This window comes from Phaeobacter sp. JH204B, assembly GCF_048055755.1.
In the GTDB taxonomy this organism is placed as follows: domain Bacteria; phylum Pseudomonadota; class Alphaproteobacteria; order Rhodobacterales; family Rhodobacteraceae; genus Phaeobacter; species Phaeobacter bryozoorum.
In genome coordinates this window covers 21,810-47,308 of sequence record NZ_JAYMXF010000021.1, presented here as the reverse complement: position 1 = coordinate 47,308, position 25,499 = coordinate 21,810, and the positions used below count along the sequence as shown (strand labels likewise).

Here is a 25,499-nt window from a genome sequence, read left to right as displayed (position 1 = left end):
ACAGGCGAAGAGCCGCATTTCCCTTTTGTTTCAGAATATTGCGACGACATAGCCGTAGATCGGGCAGGGCCGCCAGACCGCCATCAGACCGCCATCAGGCGGTGATGCTCGGCAATGGCTTCATCCAGATCGCTGAAATAGCGCAGCCGGCCATTGTCCAGAACCAGCCCCGCATTGCAGAACTGGCGCAGCTGGCGCATCGAATGATTGACCAGAATGGCGCTGGAGTGGCGCATCCGGTCGGTAAAGATATCGCGGCTCTTGCGCTTGAAGGCGGCATCGCCCACCGCCGTCACCTCATCCACCAGATAGGTGTCGAATTTGATCCCCATCGACGCACCAAAGGTCAGCCGCGCCCGCATCCCCGAGGAATAGCTGCGCATCGGCATATGGTAGAATTTGCCCAATTCGGCAAAATCCTCGACAAATGCCACCAGATCATCGGTATCGACCCCATAGATCCGGGCGATGAAACGGACGTTCTCCGCCCCGCTCAGATCGCCATGAAACGACGCCGCCAGCCCCACCGGCCAGGAGATCGACCCATCGGAGATGATCTCGCCATGATCCGGGCGCATGGTGCCCGCCACCAGCTGCAGCAGGGTGGATTTGCCCGCCCCGTTGCGCCCCAGAAGCGCCAGCGACCGGCCCGTCGGCAGCGTCAGGTTCAGATTGTCGATGACAACCCGCCGCTCCCCCTTGAGCCAGAAGCTCTTGGTCAGATTTTCAAACCGGATCACTGCCCTGCCCTCTCGCCTCAGCTGCGGTCGCGGATCGAATAATAGATCAGCGCCAGAATCGACCAGGTCAGCAGCAGGAACAGCCCGGCCAGGGCCGCCAGCACGGCGCGGCGCGGGTATTCCGGCTCCGTGGCACGGGTGGGGTTGATATAGGTCGCCAGATAGCGGCTCTGGCGGGCGGCATCATCGCGCGCCACCTCCAGCGCCGTCAGCGCGGCACGGTAGCTTTCCTCGGCATATTCGCGATCCACCGTCAGCCGTTCGAATTCGGCAATCAGCGACGGGTAATCCTCACCGACACCACCGGTGTCGGTATTGTCGGAGGTAAAGGTCTGCCGTTCGATATTGATGCGGTCGCGAATGACGTCGATATGCTGCTGCGCCTTGGTCAGCCGCGGATCCGCCTCGCTGACCGTGCCCCGCAGAAGATCATATTGGATCAGCGCCTCGGCCAGCTGCTGCTGAAGGTTGTTCATCACCCCCATACGGCCCTGGATATCGGCCTCGGGATCGACGATCCGGGTGCGGGTGCGGAATTGGGTCAGCAACTGGCGCGCGGCCTTCAGCCGCTCCAGCGCCTCGTCCAGATCGGCGCGGGCATAGCGCATCGCATCGGCGCGCGCCTGTTCATTGAGCGCATTGATCCGGGTCTGGCTCTCGGCGACGATGGCTTTTGTGATCGCCTGCGCGGTTTCTGCGTCAAAGGCCAGCGCCTGCACCTCAATGAGCCCCGAGCCGCTGTCAAAGGAGATCCCGACAATGCGCTGCCAGTACCAGGTCAGATCCTCGATCGTCGCCTCCGGCCAGAGCGCAAAGGCCCAGTCGCGCGGCCAGAGCGCACTGTAATGCCCCTGCAGGTCCACCGCCGCATCGACCGCGGCCACCATTTCCTGGCTCTGGATGAATTCATAGAGGATGTCGCTGTCCGAGGCGCTGCTGTTGCCGGTAAATTGCGCCAGCCCGCCCAGAAGATCATTGGCGCCGCTGCTTTCCTGGCTGCGCACGGTAAAGCCTGCGGTGGAGGCATATTGATCCTCGGCAAAGGTCCAGAGATAGATCATCACCGCCAGGAGCGGCGCCAGCACCAAGGCCACAAAGCTGATCACCAGCCCCCAGTGGCGTTTTTTCATGCTGGCAGGCCGTGCCAGCGGATAGGCCGGGCGCTGCTCGGCCTCAGCGATACGCGCCTCCAGCTCGGCCACGGCGGCCTCGGCCTTGCGCGCCTTGCGCCGTACCCGTTTCAGCTGTTTGACCGGATCCGGCACCCGCTGGACAGGGGCGGCGGCCTCTGCTGCATCCGGGGCCGTGTCCGATGCTGTGGCAGCAGGAGAGGCAGCGGGTGTACCGGTTGCTGTGCTTGCTGCGGTATCTGCCGCAGCCGCCTCCTCTGATGTCGCCTCTTCTGAGGCGGGGCGTCCGGCCAGGGCCGACGGGGGCGTCTGTGTCATGATCAACCTGTCCTGGCCCAAAAGCACCCTGCCCCAAGCCGTTTGTCATTGTCTTTTGTTTCTCTCATAATACCGTTCGCGATCCGCGTTTCACAATGGGTATTCATGGGGTGTTCATGGCCAGCCTGTCTTCTTCTGCGCCCCCGGCTCAGCCCCGTCCGTTAAGCCCGCCAAAGACACAGGTTACGGCACAGGCTCCCGCCCAGACGCCGGCCCAGATCCCCACCAGCCCCGCCGCCAATCCGCATCGCCGCCACCGCCGCAGCATGGCGACGCTGCGCACCGTGGCCGCGCTGGTGCTGCGCGAGATGTCGACCCGCTACGGGCGCACCCCCGGTGGCTATCTCTGGGGGATCCTAGAGCCCCTGGCCGCGATCCTGTTCCTGTCGCTGGGCTTCTCGCTGGTGATCCGCACGCCGTCGCTCGGCACCAGTTTCCTGCTGTTTTACGCAACCGGATTCCTGCCATTTAACCTGTATCAGACTCTCTCCGGCACCGTTGCGCGGGCGCTTGCCTATTCCCGCCCCCTGCTGCGATACCCCGCTGTCACCTGGCTGGATGCGATCCTGGCACGGTTTGTGCTGAACAGCCTGACCAGCATTGTCATCACCACCCTGCTGATGACCGGTATCCTCGCGGTGATCGACAGCCGCACCGCCATCGACCTGCCCCCCCTGGTCGAAGCCATCGCCCTCGCCATGATCCTCGGGCTGGGGGTCGGCTGCATGAATGCGGTGCTGATGGGGCTGTTTCCCCTGTGGGATGTGGCCTGGTCGATCATCACCCGGCCGCTGTTCCTGGCCTCCGGCGTGATCTATATCTACGAGGACCTGCCGCCGGTGGCACAGGACATTCTGTGGTATAATCCGCTTCTGCATATCATCGGGCTGATGCGCACCGGATTTTATCCCACCTATAATGCCGATTACGTCAGCCATGCCTATGTGCTGCTGATCGGCATGACGCTGACCGCCATCGGGCTGATCCTGATGCGCCGCTATCACCGGGTGATCCTGAACCGCTGATCTGCGCCTTATTTATTCGCGAGCCTCTGCCAGCACCGCGGCATGGCGGCGCCCCAGACGCCGCAGCAGCCCGTCGCGCACCGCCAGCCAGGTGAGCCGCAGATAGGCGCGGCGCACGCCGGGGTGGTGGCGCACTTTCAGGATCCATTTCGGCAGGATCAGCAGCAACACCGGCCAGAACAGCCAGCCCGCCGCCTGCCGATACAGCAGCAGCAGATTGCGGTGGTGGTAATAGACCTTCCACAGCGGGCGAAAGCGCTGGCCGCTGTCGCCATTGCTGAAGGTGGAGAAATCATGCTCGAACCGCAGATCAGCAGCAAAACAGATACGCCCGCCCGCCGCACTGAGCCCCAGCGTATAAAGCGCATCATCGCCATAGATGAACAGGTCCGGATCCGGGTAGCCCACCCGGCGCACCGCCGCTGCTGAGATGAAGAACCCCACAAAAGACGTCACATCAATCGCGCTCAGCCCGCCGTCATAGGCGCTGCGCGGAATATGGAACCCATCGCGCCCTTTGCGCGCGGTGGAGAGGAAATGCGACAGGCTCCAGAACGGATTGCGCGAGGGGCGGTTCATCTCGCAGATCTCGCCGCTCGGGAAATAGACCGCCGCCGCCACCGCGTCCCAATTGGCCAGCTCACCGCTCTGCCCCATGGCGTGAAACGCCGCCAGCCCACCGGGGTCCGGGCGGCCATCATCATCCATCACCACCAGCCAGTCGGGGGCATGTGCCTGCATCGCGCGCTGCATTCCCAGGGCAAAGCCCCCGGCCCCGCCCTGATTGGTGGCACTAGTGACCACATCGACGCGCGGATGCTCCGCCGCCCAGCCGCCCAGCCAGTCACCGGTCCCATCGCTGGAGGCATTGTCCACCACCACCAGCGCCGACAGTTCCGCAGCGGGGCTGTCCAGCAGCCGCGCCAACGTTACCTTCAGCTTCTCCAGCCGATTATAGGTGACCACCACCGCCACCAGACGTCCGGCACCAGCGGTAGCACCAGCGGCGGCCGCAGCCTGATGCGCGGGATCGGGGATCAGGGTTTTGGTCACGGTGGCAAAGGCTCCTGTGGGCGACGACAGATCTGGTTCAGAGCGCAAAGCTCATAAATAGACCGTGCTGTCAATTCACCTGCCGGTCACAGGTCGCTTTCCCGCGCCGCAGGACGCATTGACACCCCGCGCCCAAGCCGCCACCTAAGGGGCATGAAAACCGCTCTTATCACCGGATCGGCCGGCTTTATCGGCTATCACCTTGCAGACCGGCTGCTGGCCGCGGGCTGGCGTGTCATCGGGCTGGATTGCCTCTCGCCCTATTATGATGTCCGCCTGAAAGAACGCCGCCATGCGATGCTGGCGGAATACGCGGGTTTCACGCCTGTGATCGGCAAGCTGGAAGATCCCGGCCGCCTCATGGGGCTGTTTGCCACCCATAAACCCGATGTGGTGATCCATCTCGCAGCCCAGGCCGGGGTGCGCCATTCGATTGATGCGCCGCGCGATTATCTTGAGGCCAATCTGATCGGCACTTTTGAACTCTTGGAAGCCGCCCGCGCCCATCCGCCCGCCCATATGCTGATCGCCTCCACCTCCTCGGCCTATGGCGCCAACACGCAGATGCCCTTTGATGAGCGCCAGCAGGCGGATCATCAGATGTCCTTTTATGCCGCCACCAAAAAGGCGGGCGAGACAATGGCGCATTCCTATGCCCATCTCTACGGGCTGCCGACCACGATGTTCAGATTTTTCACCGTCTATGGGCCCTGGGGCCGACCCGATATGGCGCTGTTCAAATTCACCAGGGCGATAGAGGCCGGTGAGGCGATCGATGTCTATAACCACGGCAGGATGAGCCGGGACTTCACCTATATCTCCGATCTGGTTGCGGGCATCACCGGGCTGATCGACGCGGTGCCGGGGGATCAGCCGGTCTCGGAGCAGGACAACCTCAGCCCCGTCGCGCCGTTCCGGGTGGTCAATATCGGCGCCTCCAGGCCCACGCCGCTGATGGAGTATATCGCCGCGCTGGAAACCGCGCTGGGGATCACGGCCCGCAAAAACCTGATGGAAATGCAGCCCGGCGACGTGCCGGCCACCTGGGCCGATACCACATTGCTGAGCCAGCTCACCGGCTATGAGCCACAGATCAGCGTCGAAGAGGGCGTCGCGCGGTTTGTCGCCTGGTACCGGGAGTATTACAGCGACACCCAAGACTGATCCGGGCAGGGCTGATCCGGTGCGACATGCGCCGCTGACCTGTCACCTTTCCCCAAATACTCGCGCCGCAGGCCTCCCGATTTCATAGAAATCGGGATCAGGGCATCTCTTCAAATTAGGTCAGCATGATTGACCAAATGTTTCGCACGCGAAACATTTGGTCCGAATCGGACCTATCTCTCCTGTGTCCAAAATTCCGGTTCCCGCTCCCATCGCGCCCGTATATGTCTGATCCCCAACACCCCGCCCCTTCAAGCGGGGGACATGAGGCAACAGCAAAGGACCGCCCCCATGCGCATTGCAATGATTGGCACCGGATATGTCGGATTGGTCTCCGGCGTCTGTTTTTCCGACTTTGGCCATGATGTGATCTGTGTCGACAAGGATGCGGCCAAGATTGCGCGGCTGCAGGCCGGCGAGGTGCCGATCTACGAGCCGGGGCTGGAGGATCTGATGGCGCGCAATGTGGCTGCGGGCCGGCTGTCCTTTACCGATGATCTGGCCGCCGCCGTGGCCGAGGCCGAAGCGGTGTTCATCGCCGTTGGCACGCCCACGCGGCGCGGCGATGGCCATGCCGATCTCACCTATGTGATGGCCGCCAGCGAGGAGATCGCCGCCGCCCTTCAGGGCTATACCGTGGTGGTCACCAAATCGACCGTGCCCCTGGGCACCAACCGGCAGGTGAAACAGGTGATTGCCAAAGCCAATCCGGCGGCGGAATTTGACGTCGCCTCCAATCCGGAATTCCTGCGCGAAGGGGCGGCGATTGATGATTTCATGCGCCCCGACCGGGTGGTTGTCGGCGTGCAGAACGACCGCGCCGCCGAGGTCATGGCCGAGATCTACCGGCCATTATATTTGCGCGATTTCCCGATCCTCACCACCGATCTCGAAAGCGCCGAGATGATCAAATATGCCGCCAATGCGTTTCTGGCGACCAAGATCACCTTCATGAATGAAATCGCAGGCCTCTGTGAACGGGTGGGCGCCGATGTAAAGGAGGTCGCCCGTGGCATCGGGCTGGACGGGCGCATCGGCAATAAGTTTCTGCATGCCGGTCCCGGCTATGGCGGGTCGTGTTTCCCGAAGGACACCGCCGCGCTGGCGCGCATCGGGCAGGACCACGCCTATCCGATGCAGATCACCGAAACGGTGATGCGAGTCAATCAGGAGGTCAAGGCGCGGATGCTGGAGAAGCTGCGCGATGCCTGTGACGGCAGTTTCAACGGCAAGACCATCGCGGTGCTTGGCGTCACCTTCAAACCCAATACCGATGACATGCGCGAGGCCCCCAGCCTCACCATCGTGCCGGCCCTGATCGGCGGCGGCGCCAAGGTGCGGGTGGTCGACCCGCAGGGCGAGGCCGAAGGCCGCGATCTGCTGCCCGGTGTCAAATGGGAAGACGACCCCTATAAGGCCGTGCGCAATGCCGATCTGGTGGTGCTGCTGACGGAATGGAATGAATTCCGCGCCCTCGACCTGAAGGCGCTGGGGCGCAAGATGGCGCAGCCCCGGATGGTGGATCTGCGCAATATCTACACCGCCAAAGCCGCCAAACGCGCCGGATTCGAGACCTATATCGGGGTGGGCCGCTAAACCCACCCGGTCATCACCCCAAACACAAAAAGACCCTGATACAGCTGTATCAGGGTCTTTTCACATCATCCTCAGACTCTGTTCAGCGGTGGCGCAGCCAGGCCTTCAGATCCTCCATCAGGGTGCTGTCCACCGCTGTCCCGGTGAGTTCGATCCGCTGCTGGCCGGGGGTGAATCCCAGCCGCACGCCAGCGGCGGCCTGCACGCTCACCCGCTCATGTGCGCCGATGCTGTCCGCCGGATCCAGGCTGCGCACCCGTGGCACCGGAGAAGGACCCGGAGAGGAACCCGGGGCAGAGGACGGAACCGGGGCAGGGGTCGCCTCCGGCGGATCTGCCGGCGCGATCTCACTCCCCTCATGGGCCTCAAGCAGCTGGCTCAGCAGCGCCTGTTCCGCCTCTGCCGTGGGGCGGGCGGTGGCGCGCAGGGCCGCGACCACCGCATCGGCAAAGCCAGGATCCTGCACAAAGGCCCGCGCCAGCCCCAATCCCAGTTTCTCGCGGATGGCGGTGGGAAACAGCAGCTCCTCATCCAGCGCCTCGACCAGGGTGACAAAGCTGCCGATCTTGGAGCGTTTGGCGCGGGTGGCATTGGCAAAGAGCGATTGCAGCGCGTATTTCTGGCTGCTGTAGACCCCTTCGCGCAGCGCCCGCACCGCAATGCGGGCGCGTTCGTAATGGGAGAGGTTCACCCGGATTTCGTTTTCCTCGACCATCGCCACATAGGCGCCCTCAGCCCCGTCGGGCTGAATCACCAGCGCCTTGATGGTGGCAAAGGCAGGATCATTGCTCTCGGCATATAGCCTGCGCATCGCGGTCAGACGGCGCCAGCCGGAGATCAGACCATGGGTCTTGCCCGCCGGGGCCTGCGCGCCCAGGGCGACCACCTCGATCGGGGTCTGCTGGCCACGGGCGCGCAGGGATCCGACCAGCGCCCCCATCTCTTCCTCGTCCTGCTCCAGCCGGTCGCGCACCAGATGGGTCTCGTCGATGGCGCCAAGCGCGATCTCCTCGATCATCAGCCCCTTGGCGCGGGCGGTCTCCAGCACCGCTGTCAGCTCCTGCAGCGCGCCCTCTGTGGCGGCTTCGGAGGCGACCTGCGCAATCGGCGGCGCTGACAGCGAACCGGGGCCGCCGAGGGCGGATTTGTTCTCAGGTGCCGTGCTGAGATAGGTCGGCTGTGCCGGTGAAAGCCGTTTGCGTTTTGCCATCTGCCTGTCCTCTTCCTGCGCCTGTTCTGATCCCTGCACGCCCTGTTTGCCCTTTGGGGGCTGCAGGGTCGCAGTATGAGGCGCTTTGCGTTTTTAGCCCGTTACTGCGCCGCGCGCTGCATCTGCAACTCATCCCGGCGCCAGACCGCCAGCAGGAGCCGCTTGAAGGCCGCATAGGTGGCGTCAAAGGTCTCGCGCCCCCTTGCGTAGGTCTCGCGGTTGAAATCGCGGTAATCGGCCTCGTAGATGCCATTGACCTGCTCGCCGGCCTGACCGATCAGCGCGGTGTAATCCTGCCGGTGCGGCGACAGGGTGGGCCCCAGATAGGCCTGCATCAAGGCCGCCAGCTCGCCCTGCTGGGCGCCGTCATAGCGGGTGATCACCGTGCGCACCGCATCCCATTCAAAGGCGATCTCCGGCCGCCCCAGCGCGCGCGCCGCCAGATTCTCGCCCTCCTCGATGGAGGCGAAGGTGGAATGCAGCATATCGAAGAACCGCCCCGTACTGTCGAATTCCAGAAACGACGCGCCCATCGGCACCAGAAGGATATCCGCCGCCGACAGCCCGTTGATGGTGAGATAGCCAAGCGCCGGCGGCGTGTCGATGAAGATCACGTCGTATTGCTCCAGCACCCCGTCGGCCTCCAGCCGCTCGGTGAGCGCATCCCAGAGCTTCCAGCTGCGCGCGGCCATCCGCCAGACCGGGATCTGGAACTCCGCCCAGTAGAGGTTCAGCTGCGCGCCGATCAGATCGATATTGGGCCAATGGGTGGGCTGGATCACATCCGCTGCCGTCATGCCCATCGCCGCCGACAGGCTGTCGTCCAGCGGCTGGGGCGCATCGCCGCGATCCAGACGGCGCTGGTTTTCCAGGCGCAGGTGATCGCCGTAATGGCGCGCCAGGAGCGGAAAGGCGGTCTGCCATTCATCCTCCACGCGGCCACCAAAGATCGAGGTCATCGAACCCTGGCTATCAAGATCAATCACCAGCACCTTGTAGCCATCCAGCGCCGCCGACATCGCCAGATGGGCCGCTGTGGAGGTCTTGCCGACGCCGCCCTTGAAGTTGGCGACAGCGACCATTTTGGCGGGCAGCCCTTCGGGGCGGTAGGGCTGGTAATCCTTCGCCTTGGAGCCCTGCGCGGCAAAATGCGCGCGCAGGCGCAGCACCTCGTCGAGGGTGAACCATTTGGCGCCACCTTCGGTCTCGGAGCGGCCCTGCGGCAGATCTGGGTTGGCCTTCAGCACCCGGCGGAAATGGGCCTGGGCGACCGGGATCAGATAGCGGGTGATCTCCCAGGTGGAGAACAGGCGCAGCTCCTTGCGGCCCTCTTCGTTCATGCCCCGGCTGGAGAGATCGGCCCGGCCGCGCGCGCAGGCCTCGGCGATATCGGCAAAGCCGCCGGTGCTGGTGGGAGCCTCCAGATCGCCCAGGGCGGCGTCGGGGTCGATGTTGAAATAGGGGGGCAGCCCGGCCGCATTGCGGCCTGGATCTTTCTTCTGGATGTCTCGTGCCATTGCTCTCACGCCTCTGCCTGGGTCCGCCGGTGCAGGGATCCTGTAGGGTTCCCTGTTTGATGTGCGGCCTTTTGGAGATGATAGCATAAAACAGCGCACATGAAAGATATATGCGCATCTGTTTTGAATTTTCTAAGCAAATCCGGGGGTTGCGGCAAAAGAAACCGGTGGGATCCGGGGCGGGACCGGGGCAATTTCTGCCCTGTCGATTTTTTCTACCTGTTATAATTGAGTTATATATAAGTTAAGGCGCAACACCAGTGGCGGCAAAGCCCTTTTTTCATTGGCGTTTGGAGCCGGTTTTCGGGCTGCTGCGATTCCGAAACCCCGAAAGACTGACTCTGAACCCCCGAAGCAGTGACTCCGAACCCCCGTTGAGAAGTGGTGTGGATAACTTTAGGGTGGGCGTAATCAAAACCACGAAGACGCGAGTCACCCCGAAAGAGGCCATAAGGCCCGGATAAGCGGGGGGCGGGCAGAGCAGACGGGACAGCAATATGGCAGGCCAGATTTCGGGCCAGATGACCGCAGGGGGCAGCGCAGCGCAGGGGGGGGATTTCTTCCTCTGCGATATTTTCGATGCGATTCCGAAAAACGATCTCGCCTCGATGGAGCATCCGCTGTTCTCGCTCGGCACAAGACCGGACCGGCGCATCCTGAACTATGAACATAATGGTGCGGAGATCACCGTGGTGCCCTCGGTCAAAGGGCTGGCGACGATCCATGACAAGGACATCCTGATCTTCTGCATCAGCCAGCTGATGGCGGCGGTGAATGCCGGCCGGCAGGTCAGCCGCACGCTGCATCTCACCGCCCATGATCTGCTGGTGGCGACCAACCGCGAGACCTCGGGCGATGCCTACCGCCGCCTGCGCGAGGCGTTCGAGCGGCTGGCGGGCACCCGCATCACCACCAATATCGTCACCGGCGGGCAGGAGGTCACCAGCGGCTTTGGCCTGATCGAGAGCTGGGAGATCGTGCGCAAGGCGCGCGGCGGGCGGATGGTCAATGTGGTGGTGACGCTCAGCGAATGGATCTATCGCGCGGTGCTGTCGAAATCGGTGCTGACCCTCAGCCGCGATTACTTCCGTCTCCGCAAACCGCTGGAGCGGCGCATCTATGAGCTGGCGCGCAAACATTGCGGCCGCCAGGACAGCTGGCAGATCTCGGTGGAGACGCTGTTGAAGAAATCCGGCTCCGCCAGCCCGCGCCGGGTGTTCCGCAAGATGCTGCGCGACATGATCACCGCCCAGCCGCTGCCGGATTACGCGATGGAAGAGCTGCCGGGGGATCTGATCCGCTTTTCCCAGAAACATGCGGTGCTGGACAACAGCCAGCGCCCGCCGGTGCTGAGTGCGCGCGCGCTGGAACAGGCCCGCAGCCTGATCCCCGGCATTGACGTCTATGCGCTGGAGGCCGACTGGCGCGAAATGTGGGTGCGTTCCGGCGCGCCGCGGCTGCGCCGCCCCGATGCGGCCTTTCTGGGCTGGGTGAAGAAACGCGCCACGGAATAGGGCAGGGGAAAAGCCCCGTGTCAGAGACGGGTTTGCCTTTAAAATAGGTCAGTATTGTTGTCTAAATGTTTCGCACGCGAAACATTTGGGCCGAACCGGACCTATTTTGCACGGCGGTGCCTGCCGGCGGTCTGCCCAGATAAAGACCCGCCCGGCCAGAGGCCGGACGGGCGAAAGGAAGTCTGATCAGGTCCCCCCCAGGTATGAAACGCCAGACGTCTTACCGGCCGCGCATCCCTGATCAGCCATTCCCCTCTCTCAACGCGTTCGACATGCTGCGCAGCACCGGGCTGAGCAGGTAATCCGCCAAGGTCTGCCGCCCGGTTTCGATCATCGCCTGGGCCGGCATGCCGGGCAGGGTCTTGACGTTGGGCAGCGCCGCCAGCTCTTCGGGCGGAATGCGGATGTGAACGCGGTAATAGGGAATGCCGCTGTTGAGATCGGCAATGCTGTCAGCCGCCACCATCACCACCTCGCCCCGGACCGGCGGGGTGGAGCGGAAACTATAGGCGGTGAGCTGCACGCGGGCCCGGCCACCGGTCACCACCTCGTCGATATCGGTGGGCGAGACGCGGGTCACGACAATCAGATCGCTGCCCGAGGGCACCAGCTCCAGCACATTCTGGCCCGGGTTCAGCACCTGGCCCAGCGTATTGATGGAGAGCTCCACCACCCGGCCGGCCTGCGGCGCGCGGATGGTCTGGCGTTCGATCACATCCTCCGCCGCATCCAGCCGCTGGCGCAGGTCCAGAATACGCTCCTGCACCAGCTGGGTTTCGCTGGAGATCCGGTTCACCGTGTCGCGGTGCACCTGCAGAATGCGCTCCTCGGTTTCGGCGACACGCTCCTGAAGGTTTTCGCTGTCGCTTTCCAGCGCGCCAAACGTGCCCATCAGCCCGGTTTCCTGCAACAGCCGGTCGCTGAGCCGGGTCTTGGGAACCAGGCCTTTTTCATAGAGCTTGTGCAGATCGGCGACCTCGCCCCTGATCAGGGTCAGCTGATCCTCCACCGCGGTCAGCCGCGCCTGCCGCCCGATGAGCTGTTTGCCCAGCTGGGCAATCCGGTCGCGCAGGATCTGCACCTGACCTTCATACAAGGCGCGGTTGCTGGCGAAGACATCGCGCTGCACCTCAAACAGCGAGACCAGCTCTGGATCCTCGGCAATCAGCTGGTCCAGCTCGGCCGGGATCTCGATCTGATCAGCCTGGGCCAGCTCCGCCTGAAGCCGCGCCTGCTGGGCCAGAAGACTGGCCATCTGGCTGGTCAGGATGGCGCGGTTGGCGCGCATCCGGCGCCCGTCCAGCACCGCGATCACATCGCCCTCGGCAACCATATCGCCTTCGGCCACATTGATCTCGCGGACGATGCCGCCCTCCAGATGCTGCACGCTGAGCCGGTCGCCATCCACGGTGAATTCCCCGGGGGCGACCACGGCGCTGGTCAGCTCGGCCCTGGTCGCCCAGAACACCAAACCGCCAAACAGGCCAAAGCCGCAGACCAGCATCCACAGCACCAATTGGCGCACGCGGGTCGGCGGGGTGCGGGGCAGGGTGAAGCCATCGGGCATCAGGTCCTGAAAGCCCCGGTTTATTTCAATCTCGCTGGCGGCGCGCGGGGCCAGCTCCCGGCTGTTGCTGCGGCTCATGACTGGGCTCCTTCTGCGGTGCTGGCCTCTGCATCGGTGTCCGTCCGGGCCGCCGCCCGGCGCGGTGCGAGATTGGTCACCTTGGGATCGCTCTGGGCCCGGCTCATCGGCTGGGCGGCGGCTTCGATGATCTGACGGGCCTCGCCAAAGCGGGCAATCCGCCCTTCCTGTATCAGGGCGGCATGGCTGACCCGCCGCAACAGGTTGAGCCGATGCGTCACCACCACCACGATGGCACCACGGGTGCAGACCTCCTCGATGGCGGCGGCCAGGGCCTCTTCGCCTTCGGGGTCGAGATTGGCATTGGGCTCATCCAGCACGATCAGCTTGCGATCGCCAAAGAAGGCGCGGGCCAGGCCAATCCGCTGACGCTGCCCTGCGGAGAGGAACCCGCCGCGCGGGCCGACTTCGGCGTTATAGCCGCCGGGCAGGGCCAGGATCAGCTCATGCACGCGGGCCAGTTTGGCGGCGGCCACTACATCGGAGGGTTTCGATGTCGGATCCATCATGGCGATATTCTCGGCCACGGTGCCGCGGAACAGCTCCACCTGCTGCGGCAGAAAGCCGATATGGCGGCCGATCTGTTCGGGGTCCCAATCGGTGAGGGCGGCATCATCGATGCGCACATGGCCCCGCACCAGCGGTTGCAGCCCCACCAGCGCCCGCGCCAATGTGGTCTTGCCCGCGCCCGACGGGCCGATCAGCCCCAGCGCATGGCCCGGTTGCAGCGACAGGGTGATGTCGAGAAGCAGCGGATCCTGCCGCCCTGGCAGCACCACGGTGGCATTTTCCACCGACAGCCGCCCGGTGGGGTCGGGCAGTTCCATCCGGTCGCTGGTGTCTTCGGCATGGGCCAGCAGGAGGTTCAGCCGTTCCATGGCGCTGCGGGCCTTGAGCAGGGCACGCCAGCCGGCGATGGATTGCTCCACCGGGGCGGCGGCCCGGCCCAGCAGGATCGAGGAGGCAATCATCAGCCCCGGTGTCAGCTGGTTGTTGATCACCAGCACCACGCCCACGCCAAGCACGGCGATCTGCAGACCCATGCGGGTGGCCTTGGCCAGCGAGGTCATCAGCGCCACCCGGTCGGTGACCAATGTGCCAAAGAGAATGGCGGTAAAGGCGCGCCCCCGCCAGCGGCCGATCTGGGCAGAGGTCTTGCCCATGGCGTGGATGATCTCGGCATTGACCATCATCTCCTCAACCGCGGCATTGGTTTCGCGGGCGGCCTCCTCGGAGGTCTTGCCGGGCGCGCGGGCAAAGACCTCGCTCAGCACGCCAAGCCCCAGCAGGATCAGCAGACCCACCACCGAGACCAGCCCCAGGATCGGGCTGAACAGAAAGATCAGCCCGATGAACAGCAGCGACCAGGGCGCATCCAGGAGCGCAATGAACACCGGGCTGGTGACAAAGCCGCGCAGATCCTGAATGTCGCGGATCGGTTCCGCCGTGCGCAGAGGCGCGGGCAGGTTGCCGCTGATCATCCCTTGCAGGACAACCGGGCTCAGCCGGGCCTCCAGCCGCGAGCCGAGGCGGGCGACGAGGCGCTGGCGAATGACATCAAAGAGAAAGAAGAACACCAGCGCGATTGCCGCGCCGGTGGTCAAAGCAATCAAGGTTGGCATGCTGCCCGAAGCCATGACCCGGGCAAACAGTTGCAACATGTACAGCGGCGCTGTCAGGACAAGCAGGTTAACAAAGATACTCGCTACAAAAATTGAGGTGATAACACCCCGCTGTCCGTCAAAGACCCGTTTCGTCTTCATACCCGTGACCCCCCGGTTGCACGATGTGAAGTTTCTGAAGCTGGCAGATCAGCGCCCTGGTCCAAGGTGGCAATCCTTGGCCGGGGACCAAATCGCTGTCCTGAACCAGGGCTAGACCCCCCCGGGTGGCGGCCGCCACCCGGGAGGATCATTCCTTATGGCTCAGAGCGTATGACCCCAGATGTTGTCATAGCTGTCGTCAAAGCCGTCATCGCTGGCCACGACCCGGATCGGCTCGTAGCTGCCGGCGTCGCCGGTGCCGACCGCATTGATGCCAACACCGCCAGAGGGCAGGGCGTCCTGTCCCAGGGAGGTGTAGCCATTGGCATTGGTCAGACCCTTGATGACCACGGTGGCGCCACCAACAGAAATGGTGGTGTCGGTGCCATCATCCGAAACACTGGCCACGCCATTCAGGGCGCCAAAGGCCGCCTCTGACGAGGTGCCTGCACCAGCGTCGATATTGGTGACGCGGAAGGCCAGCACATCGTGGTCCTCATCAATGTCAAAGTCATTGATGCAGTCGATGCCATCGCCGGAGCTGAAGGAAGCCCCGTCCCAGGTCAGGTCGATGATGAAGACATCCTTGCCGTTGCCACCGGTCAGATCGTCATCTCCCGCGCCACCTTTCAGGTAGTCGTTGAAGTTGCCGTCGCCGCCGTAGAGGGTGTCATTGCCTTCACCGCCATCCAGGAAGTCATGGCCACGGCCACCGTCCAGATCGTCATTGCCAACTTCGCCATAGAGGCAGTCGTTGCCATTGTCGCCGTTCAGGTCATCGCCACCGTTGCCGCCCAGAAGGACGTCATCGCCGTCGCCGCCGTTCAGCTCATCCGCGCGATTGTCACCCATCAGCAGGTCGTCGCCATCATCGCCGTTGACGGTGTCTTCGCCGTCGCCGCCGCTCATGACGTCATTGCCAGTGCCACCATGCATCAGGTCATTGCCATGACCGCCATACATAGTGTCATTGCCGGCATCGCCATAGAGCGTATCGGCCTGGTTGTTGCCGTAGATCAGGTCATCGCCATCGCCGCCTTTGACGGTGTCGTTGCCGGAGTTGCCGAACAGCACGTCGTCGCCGACATTGCCGTGGACGCAGTCGTCGCCTTCGTTGCCATAGAGGGTGTCATTGCCCTGGTTGCCATAAAGACGATCCCGGCCGATACCCCCATATCCGAGGTCGAAACCACGGCCGCCGATGATGACGTCATTGCCCTCTTCGCCGAACATGGTGTCATGGCCGGAGCCACCGCGGATGCGGTCATTGCCGGCTTCGCCACCGTCCTGCGGTGTGTAGCAGTCCGGGCAGTCGACGGGACGCAGATCGGTTTCATCGCTGGTATGCGCTGAGGCCTCGACCGATGTTTTGGGGTCGTCGTCGCAGCAATCCCAATCGATGTCGCCATAGCCCTTGACCCGGGCATGGTCACCAAAGATCAAATCGCCCTGGGCACCGCCTTCGAGCACGTCATTGTTGCTGCCGCCGCGGAGAGTGTCCTTGCCGGCATCGCCATTGACGTCGTCACGGCCTTCGCCACCATCCATCAGGTCACGGCCGCGGCCGCCCTGCATCAGATCGTCGCCGGTTTCGCCGAACATGGTGTCCATGCCACCCTGACCATCCATGGTGTCATGGCCATCGCCACCCAGCATGCAGTCATTGCCGTCTTCATTGGGGCCTTTGCCAACCGGACCGCTGTCAGAGCCAAAGTCGAGATCGTCGCCCTGGGACTGACGTTCGTCGCCGAACATCTCGTCATCGCCGGAGCCGCCGATCACCAGGTCGTCGCCCAGACCACCGGCCATACGGTCGTCGCCGCCCTGACCGTTCATCCGGTCATTGCCGCCGCGGCCATACATGGTGTCGTCGCCGTCATAGATGGATTCGCCAGCGCGGCCGCCGCGGTCACCCCACATGCAGTCGTCGCCGCCTTCGCCGTCCATGCAGTCGTCGCCCAGATCCCCATAGAGGTAATCGCCGGCGTCGCCGGAGCCATCGCCCTTGCCGCCTTCATCCCCAAAGATCTGGTCGTCGCCATTGCCGCCAAAGACCGTATCCTGATCCTTGCCGCCCAGCAGCGAGTCATTGCCGTTTTCGCCATCGATGTAATCGCAGCCATCGCCGCCATCGATCCAGTCGTTGCCGTCGCGGGTCGCGTTGGTGCCATTGCCCCCGTAAAGGGTATCATTGCCACCATCACCATTGATGGCGTCATTGCCGCCGCGGCCTTCGATATAGTCCTGGCCGGACTGACCATCGAGCCGGTTGTTGCGCTCGTTGCCATAGACCGCATCATTGCCGCCGCCAGCTGCGGCGTTGTCACCGGCATCATGGTCGTTCAGATTGATGACATTGCCATCGCGACCGCCACGTTCCGTGGTGCCATCATTGTAATTGGGACTGAATTTATTGTCCTCGTCAAAGATGATCTCGCAGTCTGGATTGCACTCTTCCCATGGTGAGCCTTCGTCTGGTCTACCCATCTTAAACATCCTCCTAATTAATATACCGGGAGTGTGATGCGCCCCCCGACGCGACCCCCTTTAGAAATCTGGCCAGGGGAAATTGGGTGTGGGACCTGACCAGTACCAAAAGACCGCTTGGGTCTCTGATGGTGATTGCATCGCAAATCGGGTGGGGTGGATGCCCCCAAATGGGGACAAATTTTCCTCAAATTGTCGATTTCCGGGGGTGCGGCATCAGATGCCCGGCGGGCTCTTCTGCGAGATATGTGGGACAGGCACCAAAGCCGTCCGACGCATCTTTTCCGGGCCGGGGATTTGGGACAGCAGTCCGGCCCGGAGGGATGTCGCACCCCCGAAAGAGAAAGACTCTTTATCCTTTGTTAGAGTCTATTATTTGCAGATATCGCCAGGCCGTCTCCCTGCTTATTGGCCCGGATCTTCTCTGGTTGTTTCAACAAAACGGACAAGGCTGGCCCAATGGATCTGCGCCTCGCTCCAGGCCGTGCTGGCAGCGGCGGAAATCCGGCTGTGATAGAGCGTGCCCGCCGCCAGCCCGAGCGCCAGGATCAGCGCAAGATATCCGCCCTGGCCAAGCCCGCGTGCCAGCCGCTGCCGCAGGCTGCGGCGGTGGGCGGAGCTGTCGGCCAGCACCCTGGCAAAACTGTTGCGCAGCACCGGCTCCAGCTCGATCCGCAGCGCCCCTTCCATCCGGTTCACCGCCTCCTCCAGCGTGTCGATGCGCGCGCTCAGCGCCTTGCGATCCGCCTCGGCCTTCCGGGTGTAGATCTCACCCAGCCCGTCGTTGAGGGTGGCGAACATCGCCGTGATCCGCTTGTGCAGCTCAATGAGATCGCCGCGCCCGGCCAGAGGCTGGGGGCCGCCGCGCAGATGGGCGGCCAGCTGGTCCAGATCCGCCGGGGCGAGCCTGTGGGCGGCGGCCTCCGATGCGGCCTCCGATGTGGATTCTGCATGGGCCGGCTCCCCGTCGGGGCGCGGCTTGTCGGTGTTCTGCGTGGTCTGATCCGTGGTGCTCTCCATCTCGATATCTGATGCCGGCTCGGCTGCGGTTTCTGATCCGGCTGCCGACTTGGCCTTGCCGGTGTTTCTGGTCGCATCCGTGGTCGATCCTGTGGTGGGGTCTGCCGCGCGGCGGTCCTGGGCGGCCAGGGCTGCGGCGCCGATCGAGGCCGCGGTTGGCGCGACCGGTGCGGGTGGCCCCTGGGTGAGGCTTTCATGGGTTACCTTGTTCATGACGCTCTCCCCAGAGAGGCCTGCCAGGTCAGCCGCTGCGCCATTTCCGTGCGCCCGGCCACCTCAAGCTTGGACATCACCCGCTTGGCATAGGTGTTGAAGGTCTGTTCCTTGATGCCCGCAATATGCGCAGCCTCGCGGTTGGACAGCCCCAGCTGGATCAGCGCCGCAACCCGGGCCTCGCAGGGCGACAGCCCCATTTTCTGCGCCAGCATCTCGATCCGCTGCTGATCGGGCTGGCGCGGCAGGATCGCCACCACCAGCGCGCGCCGGGTGTCGGCACAGAGATAGCAGGTCAGCGAGACCGGCAGCCGCATTCCCGAGCTGGCATCCTGCAGAAACAGGATCAGCTCTTGGCTGGCCCCGCCGCCGGGCACATGGGATCCGGCGGCTGCTTGGGTCGGGGTGCGCGCGCATTCCTGCACGGCTGCGTAAAACGCCCGGGTTTCCCGGCTGTTGGCACAGCGCAGCACGCCGTCGCTGTTGCACAGCAGATTGCCTGCCGCCAGCATGTCGCAGCCGGCCCCATTGCAATCCAGCAGTCGGCCCGAGCTGTCCAGCACCAGAACCGCGCTGTCGCTTTTGGTGGAAATTGTCCAGAGCATCGCTTCGGAGGTTTCGGAGGCCTCCAGGGCCAGCTCCGGCGCCGGTGTGCCGGCGAGCATCTCGCGCAGCACATCCTCGCGGGTGAGCGGCCAGATGGCAGGCAGGATATCGGCGCAATGGCTGTCATGCTGGCTGCCTTCCAGATGCAGCGCGACCCGGTCTTCGCTGCCATCGGCAAAACGGCAGGCAAACACCACCCAGCGGCCAGATCTGTGGCCAGAGCCATCCGCACGCAGGGCAGCGGGATCCAGCCAGTCGGGCCAGGCGTTGGGATGGCTCTGCGGATCATGCAGCTGGGTGCAATGGATCAGCGGCCCGCTGCGCAGCAGGGAGCGAAGATCCTCCCTGGGCGGTTTCGGCCGCGACCCGGCTGCGGATCGTGATGCGGATCCGGCACCGCTGGCCCCGTCGCTGCTGGCCCCGTCGCCGCTGGTCACAAGACATGTGGTCACCAGCAGACGGGCAGGCCCGGTGCAGTCGATCTCGGCAATGGCGGTGGTGGTGATGGATGAAACTTGTCTTTGAAACGATCGCGCAAAAGCGATCTCGCCCGTGTGGATCACGGCGCCCCCGAACACATTCATATTGCCCCCCGGCATATCAAAACGAATATGTCCCAGCCTAGCATATCGCCGGTGCCGTCAAATTGTGCAGAGGGCGTACCCCTTCGGATGTGACGATTCGCTGTTGGTTTGGGCTGTCCTTGCGATCAACCAACGGGCGAACCCACAGAGGGTTGAGTTTTAATCAATATCTGGTGTTGTGACGCAGGGTAAGCCACAAGTCACCGCGAAGGGCCAATTCAGTATTTTCCATAATATTATTATTTTTCAAATGATTAGATATTGGCAAAGATCCGCCGCCTGAGTGAAGGGCTCAAGGAGAACTACCTCGGAGGGGGTAAGGATCCGGGCGGGGGCGCAACAAAGGAAGGGTGATTCCATCTCTTGCGGTAGGATTCGCGAAGATTGAACACCATTAGGTTGTGGAAACCGGCCCGAGGCGGGTCAGAATTAAGGAATTCGCACATCTTTGGATTTGCCCGCCCTGAGGATATTCTTGTTGATAAAACAAAAGCCTATATCGAAAACAATACTTTAGGCTTTGGTTCTGGTGGCGCCAACATTTCGCCAATGGGTAAGTTTTTTGACAAAAACGGATGGATTCGGGCTATTTTGGAGTGCCGCATAGCGGTGCAGCGCTGATACGGGCTGCAATTTGGAGGCAGGGGGGCGTGATATTTGGCCCCGGCATTTTAGGGGGCTGGCCTGGAGGAGGCCCGCCTGAACAGCAGGCCCTGTGAAACTTCCCCGTGATAGGGGGGGCTGCAGCGGGGAGCTGAGAGATGGCCTGCGGGCAGGCGGCTGAGGCGTTCCCTTGGTCGGCCGGGTCGCAATGCGGCGCTCATCTGATCGAAAGGACAAAAACACAAGACATAAGACAACACCGGGGTGCCATCTGTGACGGGGGTCGCAACAGCACCGCGAGGGCCAGGGCGGGGTGTTCCAAACCCGCAGAAAAGCCCGGTGACCTCCCTGTTCCGGAGATCATTCATTGAGACCATCTGATCGTGTGTGGATCAGTTTTTTTAAGAGTATGGGGGTATATCATGCCTGTTCATATTGTGGGCGAAAGTCGCTTGTTACGCGACATGTTCCTCGCCATTTGCCAGAGCAACGACTACCAGATCGGCACCTGCTGCGATGAGCTTTCGACGCTCTCCGGGCTGGGGGTGGATGATCTGGTTTTATATTACAGCCATGAAACCGGACCGGAGCTGGTGGAGGAATTGCGCCAGTTCAAAGAGGGCAATGACGCCTCTCTGCTGATCCTGATCATGGGGCGCGAATGTTCCACCAGCATGCAGAATGCGCTCAGCGCCTATGCCGAGGCGGTGATCCCGCAACGCAAATCGGCCGAGGCGCTGATTGCGGCGCTGCGGGTGGTGCAAAGCGGCTATCGGATCGTGCCATCGGATATTTCCGCGGCGCTGCGGGCGGCGGATGTGACCACATCCAGCGGCGACCAGGCGGCGGAAACCCTCGGCGCCTCTGCGGATTTTGCGGCGGTGACCCTGGACGGTCGGGTCAATGGGAGCCTGTCTGAGGCAGGCTCTAACAAGGGGAAACCCAACGGTGTTCCGGCCGATCCCCTGCCAGTGGACCTGCGCCGGATGCCGGCCTCGGCTGCGGCGCGCGGGCTGTCGGGACGCGAATGGCTGATCCTGACCAAGCTGATCGACGGCGCCACCAATAAATCCATCGCCAATGAGCTGGGCATCTGCGAGGCCACGGTGAAGGTGCATCTGCGCACCTGTTTTCGCAAGGTCGGTGCCAAGAACCGCACCCAGGCCGCGATCTGGGCGTCGGAGCAATTCCTGTCCTGATCCCACCATCTGGTGGGCCGGGCAGGTCGGGGCTGCGTCGGCCATGGATCCATGCTGGGGGGCTGGATCCCGGGTCGACGCAGATCATCCCCGGATACTCTGCTGCGGACCGAACTGTTACAGACTGGGCGGTTGCCGACCCGGGTGTCAGATCTTCAGCTGTTTGCCCGCAGGCAGCAGCGCGTTGATCTGGCGGGCGTGCTCGGGCATGCAGCGGGTCAGGAAATCGTAGGTTTCCACCACATGGGCGCGGGCATTGGGGCCGAGATGGGCATAGGCGCCGGGATTGGCCAGCACATCCACCACCTGATCGGCCAGCGCGCCGGGATCAAAGAAATCCACCAGCATGCCGGTCTCATTATGGGTCACCGCCTCGCGCACCGGCTCCACATCGGCGGCGACGACAGTGGCCTGCATCGACATCGATTCCAGCAACGACCAGCTGAGCACAAAGGGCATGGTCAGATAGATGTGGCAGCGGCTGATGCGGATGATCTTGCACAGATCGCTGTAAGGCACCCGGCCGAGGAAATGCACCCGGCTCCAGTCGACGCTGTCGCCCAGCTCATCCTCCATCTCGCCGCGCAGCCCTGCGGGATGGGTGCTTTCGCGCCCATAGGAGGTCTCATTGCCGCCGATCATCAGGATCCGCGCATTGGGGCGTTCCGACAGGATCTTGGGCAGGGCGCGCATCATCACGTGAAAACCACGGGCGCGTTCCATATTGCGGGCGATATAGGTGATCACCTCATCGTCGCGGCTGAGCGGCCGGGGCAGGCGGCCGAGGCCGATGCTGGCCTGTGGGTCCGGCTGCAGCCGGTCGGTGCGGATGCCGTCATGGCTGACGTAGATCTTGTCGTGAAAGCTCTTGGGGAAGCGGTCGCGCTGCCAGTAGGTCGGGCTGTGGCCCAGATCGACCACCTCGATATTGGCAAAGGGCACGGTGTTGCGGGCATGGGCAAAGAACCCTGCGTGTTCGCCGGGGGGATTTTCCGGGTCAAAGCCAACCAGCCCGCCAGTGGTGCGGTAGAAATATTCAAAGAAGCCGATGATCGGCACATCCGGCCAGACCTCTTTCATGAAGGTCAGCTCCCCCCAGCCGGTGTGGCCAATGATGATATCGGGCTTGAAGCCTTCCCTGGCCTCCAGCTGGCGCGCGGCGAGGGCGGCGCCAATGCCATTGCCGGCTGCCGCCTCCCAGTCCTTGGACAGCCCGTAGGCATCGGCGGCAGGCTGGTGATGGCTGCTGTAGGTTGCGGTGGTGACCCCGGGCAGCTTCACATCATTCCGCTGGGTCAAAAACACGATCTCATGCTCGCCCTGATCGGCCAGCCACTGGATCATCTCCCGGTACTGGCCGGGCATGTTCTGGTGCACAAAGAGAAATTTCATCCCCTATCCATGCCGCGAGAGGGCGGCAGGCGCAACCCTTTCGGCGGGGCGCGGGCGGGGAGATCTGGCCGGGCGTCCAGTATGTCCAGGCGCGCGGGTGCGCGGGGCGCCCCCATGGGCAGGGTTTCACCACCAGGGGCCTCTGCCGGGTTTTCCGGGCTTGTCCCCAGAGGTCATGGCGCTAACATGCGCGCAACGCAGCAATCCCGGGGGCTGCGGCCGCCGGAGACGCCAAAGCGCGGTTGCCGATCCCCTATTTTCAATAGGCCATACCATCCGTTTGTGGAGGCTATGGCGAGTAACATCTGGTGATATATGAGAATCCTTTTCCACGCTCCCGTGCTTTCGGTCCACCGTCCGGATCCGGCACTCTCCAGTATCCTGGGGGTGCCGCCGACGGTGACGGACACATTGTTCGGTCTGAAACCGGCGCATAGGCTGACCGGGAATCGCGGCAATATCATCCATGCCGAAGCCCCGGCGCGCAGCCTGCGCAAGGACCCGGATGGGTCGGCGGTGGGCAATATTGCCAATCTGCAGAAAAACCTCGGTGAGGGCTATGCCGAGACCATCGCCGAGCATTTCGACATGATCGTGGTGTCACTGGCCAATTTTATCCGCCCCAATCACGATGGTATCCGGCTGTTTACCGCGCTGGAGGCGCTGGATGGGCGGGTGCCTTTTGTGGTGCTGGGGGCCGGGATGCAGGGCAGCCATGCGTTTGAGGACCTGCTGCCGGGCAACCGCGATCTTCTGGCGCTGCTCAATGAACGGGCCAATCTGTTTGGGGTGCGCGGCACCCAGACGGCAGAGTGGCTGGCCAACAACGGGCTGGAGAACACCACCGTGCTGGGCTGCCCCAGTCTCTATGTCTATCCGCAGTCGATCATGGCCATCGACGGGGCCGCAGCCCAGGCCAAGGGGCGTCAGGCCAATGTGATGACCGCAGGCCATTTCTCCATGCGCGACGGCGCCATCGTTGAACGCGGCACCGAACTGGCCAAGGCGTTCGACAAGATCGACGCCTCTTATGTGTTCCAGGATGAGATCTTTGCCTATGGTAAATTCATCACGGACCGGTTTGGCTATAATGAGGGCAATAATATTGCCCAGCCCGAGATGCTCAATCGCTGGCTGAGCCGCAAATGCGGCCATAAGGTCGATTTCAACCGCTATTATTACTTCTCCGAGGCTGGCGCCTGGCGGCAGGCGGCGATGCTGCATGATGTCTATATCGGCGACCGGTTCCACGGTGGCGTGGCGGCCCTGCAGGCGGGTCAGCCGGCGATTTTCCTCAAGCATGACAACCGGGTGGCCGAGCTGACCGAACATTTCGGCCTGCCGGCGCTGAACACGCAGAAATTCATGCGCAAGGGGCTGAAGGCGACGCTGGATGAATATCTGTCGCCCGAGATGCTGGACACGATGAAGGCGACCTATCGCCAGCGGCATGCCGAATATGTGGCGGCGCTGGCCGAACACGGGCTGGAGGTCGACACCATCGTGCCCGACGAGCCGCAGCCGGTGCCTGCGGTGGACCGGCAAGGCCATCTGGGCGCCATCCGCAGCCAGAAGGCCCCCGAAGAAGCGCTGCCAGAGGGGCTGTGGCCCACCACCACGCTAACCCCGTCTTATGCCATGCGGCGGCTGCATCCGGAGGGCGCGCGGGAGCTGGTTGTCACCTTTGAAGGGGCAGGCCAGGCGCTGGACCGCAAGGATCCCTTGCGTCCGGGCTTTGGCGAGCGTTTCCTGATCAAATCCGGCTATGCGGTGCTGTCGGTCTTGCCGCATCAGCAGAACTGGTACCGTCCGCTGGATCTGGAACAGTATTTCCGGGCACCGGACACCCGCGCCTGGATGGCTGGGTTTGACAAGGTGCATGTGCTGGGCTCCGGTATGGGGGCCTTTGGCGCCATGGCCTTTGCCGACCTGATCGGCGCGGAAAACGTGGTGGCGCTGCAGCCGATCACCACCCTGGCCGAGGATCTGATCCCCGGAGAGACCCGTTTCCCGGCGGCGCGCAAGCTGGACTGGAGCAGTGGCTACCGCGATGGCTGCAGCGGCTGTGACCGGGCGGCCCGGATCTATGCCATCCACGGCGATCATCCGCTGGATCTGGCTCATGTGGAGCGGCTGCGCGCGGCGGCCGGATCGCGGCTGATCAACGCCGAGCTGTCCCATGACAGCAAGCGCCCGGTGACCCCTTTGCTGCGCGCCAAGCGCCGTCTGCCCCGGACCGTGCTGACCTGCCTGCGCGGCGGCGACGCGGCGGCGCTGGAGCAGGTGCTGGGGGAGCTGGTTGCCCAGAAAACCCCGGCGGAATGATCCGCTGCTGCTGGTGTCATGTCGAACCCAGATACAAAGGCCGCCTGTCAGGCGGCCTTTGTCACATCTGCCCGCTGAATATATCGCCGCGACGCGGTGAATGTGCAATAATTTAACATAAGATTGATTAAGGAGCTTTTTACACCCGGAGCACATTCCGAACCGGGGTGCGACAAATTCCCTATCTTGCCGGATCAGACGGAGATGTGATCGTGGCCGGGTGGTGTTTTATTGTTCGTCTGCCGTTTGATCTGGTAGCCTTTGGTCCTGCGGTCGGCATCATCGGAAGCCGGGCCGGAAGGGCCGCAGACAGGTGGATGTTAAGAGTGACGTGATACCCAGACCACCTGGGCGCGGCACAGGATCGAAAGTATGGCGCGGGTTGGCCCAGGCCC

At 63.2% G+C, this 25,499-nt stretch carries 18 protein-coding genes; 7 read left to right on the top strand and 11 right to left on the bottom strand.

Features of this window, described 5'->3' with window-relative positions; genetic code table 11:
• Positions 1 to 83: 83 nt before the first annotated feature.
• Together VXL81_RS12965 and VXL81_RS12960 are read right to left on the bottom strand one after the other, a co-directional pair.
• A complete protein-coding gene (locus VXL81_RS12965; RefSeq protein ID WP_340547845.1) occupies positions 84 to 740 on the bottom strand; it encodes an ABC transporter ATP-binding protein in 657 nt (218 codons plus the stop codon).
• 17 nt (positions 741 to 757) lie between these two features.
• A complete protein-coding gene (locus VXL81_RS12960; protein ID WP_416554609.1) occupies positions 758 to 2,188 on the bottom strand; it encodes a sugar transporter in 1,431 nt (476 codons plus the stop codon).
• Between the two features lie 116 nt (positions 2,189 to 2,304).
• Between VXL81_RS12960 and VXL81_RS12955 the strand changes: the two genes are divergently transcribed.
• Entirely contained in the window at positions 2,305 to 3,213 is a 909-nt protein-coding gene (locus tag VXL81_RS12955) for an ABC transporter permease (RefSeq protein WP_416554607.1), read from the top strand.
• Between the two features lie 12 nt (positions 3,214 to 3,225).
• On the opposite strand, the gene VXL81_RS12950 is transcribed toward VXL81_RS12955, so the two are convergent.
• The gene (locus tag VXL81_RS12950; protein WP_416554605.1) at positions 3,226 to 4,266 is read right to left on the bottom strand and encodes a glycosyltransferase; all 1,041 of its coding nucleotides are present in this window, start codon (positions 4,264 to 4,266) and stop codon (positions 3,226 to 3,228) included.
• Between the two features lie 153 nt (positions 4,267 to 4,419).
• Here VXL81_RS12950 and VXL81_RS12945 point away from each other — a divergent pair, with 153 nt between their 5' ends.
• Both VXL81_RS12945 and VXL81_RS12940 read left to right on the top strand, forming a co-directional pair.
• On the top strand, positions 4,420 to 5,430 hold the full coding sequence (locus tag VXL81_RS12945; protein ID WP_416554603.1) for an NAD-dependent epimerase/dehydratase family protein: 1,011 nt from the start codon (positions 4,420 to 4,422) through the stop codon (positions 5,428 to 5,430).
• Positions 5,431 to 5,721: 291 nt separating this feature from the next.
• Positions 5,722 to 7,026 (top strand): UDP-glucose dehydrogenase family protein, encoded by a 1,305-nt coding sequence (locus VXL81_RS12940; protein WP_260107657.1) that lies wholly within the window; start codon positions 5,722 to 5,724, stop codon positions 7,024 to 7,026.
• Between the two features lie 82 nt (positions 7,027 to 7,108).
• Here the strand turns inward: VXL81_RS12940 and VXL81_RS12935 are convergent, their stop codons facing one another.
• Both VXL81_RS12935 and VXL81_RS12930 read right to left on the bottom strand, forming a co-directional pair.
• Positions 7,109 to 8,236 carry a ParB N-terminal domain-containing protein gene (locus VXL81_RS12935; RefSeq protein WP_416554601.1) on the bottom strand — a complete coding sequence of 376 codons (1,128 nt, stop codon included), beginning with the start codon at positions 8,234 to 8,236 and terminating at the stop codon, positions 7,109 to 7,111.
• Positions 8,237 to 8,337: 101 nt separating this feature from the next.
• Positions 8,338 to 9,753 carry an AAA family ATPase gene (locus VXL81_RS12930; protein WP_340547839.1) on the bottom strand — a complete coding sequence of 472 codons (1,416 nt, stop codon included), beginning with the start codon at positions 9,751 to 9,753 and terminating at the stop codon, positions 8,338 to 8,340.
• 497 nt (positions 9,754 to 10,250) lie between these two features.
• Here VXL81_RS12930 and VXL81_RS12925 point away from each other — a divergent pair, with 497 nt between their 5' ends.
• On the top strand, positions 10,251 to 11,267 hold the full coding sequence (locus VXL81_RS12925; RefSeq protein ID WP_340547838.1) for a replication initiator protein A: 1,017 nt from the start codon (positions 10,251 to 10,253) through the stop codon (positions 11,265 to 11,267).
• Between the two features lie 241 nt (positions 11,268 to 11,508).
• Here the strand turns inward: VXL81_RS12925 and VXL81_RS12920 are convergent, their stop codons facing one another.
• The 5 genes from VXL81_RS12920 to VXL81_RS12900 all read right to left on the bottom strand — a co-directional run bounded on the left by VXL81_RS12920 (position 11,509) and on the right by VXL81_RS12900 (position 19,585).
• Complete coding sequence (locus VXL81_RS12920) at positions 11,509 to 12,912, bottom strand: HlyD family type I secretion periplasmic adaptor subunit (protein WP_416535226.1); 1,404 nt, start codon at positions 12,910 to 12,912, stop codon at positions 11,509 to 11,511.
• Complete coding sequence (locus tag VXL81_RS12915; RefSeq protein ID WP_416535225.1) at positions 12,909 to 14,675, bottom strand: type I secretion system permease/ATPase; 1,767 nt, start codon at positions 14,673 to 14,675, stop codon at positions 12,909 to 12,911. Before VXL81_RS12915 ends, VXL81_RS12920 begins: the two co-directional genes overlap by 4 nt.
• 162 nt (positions 14,676 to 14,837) lie before the next feature.
• The gene (locus VXL81_RS12910; RefSeq protein ID WP_416535224.1) at positions 14,838 to 17,162 is read right to left on the bottom strand and encodes a calcium-binding protein; all 2,325 of its coding nucleotides are present in this window, start codon (positions 17,160 to 17,162) and stop codon (positions 14,838 to 14,840) included.
• 405 nt (positions 17,163 to 17,567) lie between these two features.
• Entirely contained in the window at positions 17,568 to 18,395 is an 828-nt protein-coding gene (locus VXL81_RS12905) for a hypothetical protein (RefSeq protein WP_416554599.1), read from the bottom strand.
• Entirely contained in the window at positions 18,392 to 19,585 is a 1,194-nt protein-coding gene (locus tag VXL81_RS12900; protein ID WP_416554597.1) for a helix-turn-helix transcriptional regulator, read from the bottom strand. The genes VXL81_RS12905 and VXL81_RS12900 overlap by 4 nt, the downstream gene beginning before the upstream one ends.
• Before the next feature lie 384 nt (positions 19,586 to 19,969).
• Between VXL81_RS12900 and VXL81_RS12895 the strand changes: the two genes are divergently transcribed.
• Positions 19,970 to 20,206, top strand: a complete 237-nt coding sequence (locus tag VXL81_RS12895) for a hypothetical protein (protein WP_340547832.1) — start codon at positions 19,970 to 19,972, stop codon at positions 20,204 to 20,206.
• A gap of 404 nt (positions 20,207 to 20,610) precedes the next feature.
• Positions 20,611 to 21,387, top strand: a complete 777-nt coding sequence (locus VXL81_RS12890) for a helix-turn-helix transcriptional regulator (RefSeq protein WP_340547831.1) — start codon at positions 20,611 to 20,613, stop codon at positions 21,385 to 21,387.
• Positions 21,388 to 21,534: 147 nt separating this feature from the next.
• Here VXL81_RS12890 and VXL81_RS12885 read toward each other — a convergent pair whose 3' ends face one another.
• A complete protein-coding gene (locus VXL81_RS12885) occupies positions 21,535 to 22,779 on the bottom strand; it encodes a glycosyltransferase family 4 protein (protein WP_340547830.1) in 1,245 nt (414 codons plus the stop codon).
• Between the two features lie 315 nt (positions 22,780 to 23,094).
• Between VXL81_RS12885 and VXL81_RS12880 the strand changes: the two genes are divergently transcribed.
• Complete coding sequence (locus tag VXL81_RS12880; protein WP_416535221.1) at positions 23,095 to 25,104, top strand: polysaccharide pyruvyl transferase family protein; 2,010 nt, start codon at positions 23,095 to 23,097, stop codon at positions 25,102 to 25,104.
• Positions 25,105 to 25,499: the final 395 nt, after the last annotated feature.

Excerpts from the sequence above, each read along its gene's own strand:
- VXL81_RS12960 (WP_416554609.1), bottom strand. The coding sequence starts at position 2,188 with ATGACACAGACGCCCCCGTCGGCCCTGGCCGGACGCCCCGCCTCAGAA.
- VXL81_RS12955 (WP_416554607.1), top strand. The coding sequence starts at position 2,305 with ATGGCCAGCCTGTCTTCTTCTGCGCCCCCGGCTCAGCCCCGTCCGTTA.
- VXL81_RS12945 (WP_416554603.1), top strand. The coding sequence starts at position 4,420 with ATGAAAACCGCTCTTATCACCGGATCGGCCGGCTTTATCGGCTATCAC.
- VXL81_RS12940 (WP_260107657.1), top strand. The coding sequence starts at position 5,722 with ATGCGCATTGCAATGATTGGCACCGGATATGTCGGATTGGTCTCCGGC.
- VXL81_RS12935 (WP_416554601.1), bottom strand. The coding sequence starts at position 8,236 with ATGGCAAAACGCAAACGGCTTTCACCGGCACAGCCGACCTATCTCAGC.
- VXL81_RS12930 (WP_340547839.1), bottom strand. The coding sequence starts at position 9,753 with ATGGCACGAGACATCCAGAAGAAAGATCCAGGCCGCAATGCGGCCGGG.
- VXL81_RS12925 (WP_340547838.1), top strand. The coding sequence starts at position 10,251 with ATGGCAGGCCAGATTTCGGGCCAGATGACCGCAGGGGGCAGCGCAGCG.
- VXL81_RS12920 (WP_416535226.1), bottom strand. The coding sequence starts at position 12,912 with ATGAGCCGCAGCAACAGCCGGGAGCTGGCCCCGCGCGCCGCCAGCGAG.
- VXL81_RS12915 (WP_416535225.1), bottom strand. The coding sequence starts at position 14,675 with ATGAAGACGAAACGGGTCTTTGACGGACAGCGGGGTGTTATCACCTCA.
- VXL81_RS12910 (WP_416535224.1), bottom strand. The coding sequence starts at position 17,162 with ATGGGTAGACCAGACGAAGGCTCACCATGGGAAGAGTGCAATCCAGAC.
- VXL81_RS12905 (WP_416554599.1), bottom strand. The coding sequence starts at position 18,395 with ATGAACAAGGTAACCCATGAAAGCCTCACCCAGGGGCCACCCGCACCG.
- VXL81_RS12900 (WP_416554597.1), bottom strand. The coding sequence starts at position 19,585 with ATGAATGTGTTCGGGGGCGCCGTGATCCACACGGGCGAGATCGCTTTT.
- VXL81_RS12890 (WP_340547831.1), top strand. The coding sequence starts at position 20,611 with ATGCCTGTTCATATTGTGGGCGAAAGTCGCTTGTTACGCGACATGTTC.
- VXL81_RS12885 (WP_340547830.1), bottom strand. The coding sequence starts at position 22,779 with ATGAAATTTCTCTTTGTGCACCAGAACATGCCCGGCCAGTACCGGGAG.
- VXL81_RS12880 (WP_416535221.1), top strand. The coding sequence starts at position 23,095 with ATGAGAATCCTTTTCCACGCTCCCGTGCTTTCGGTCCACCGTCCGGAT.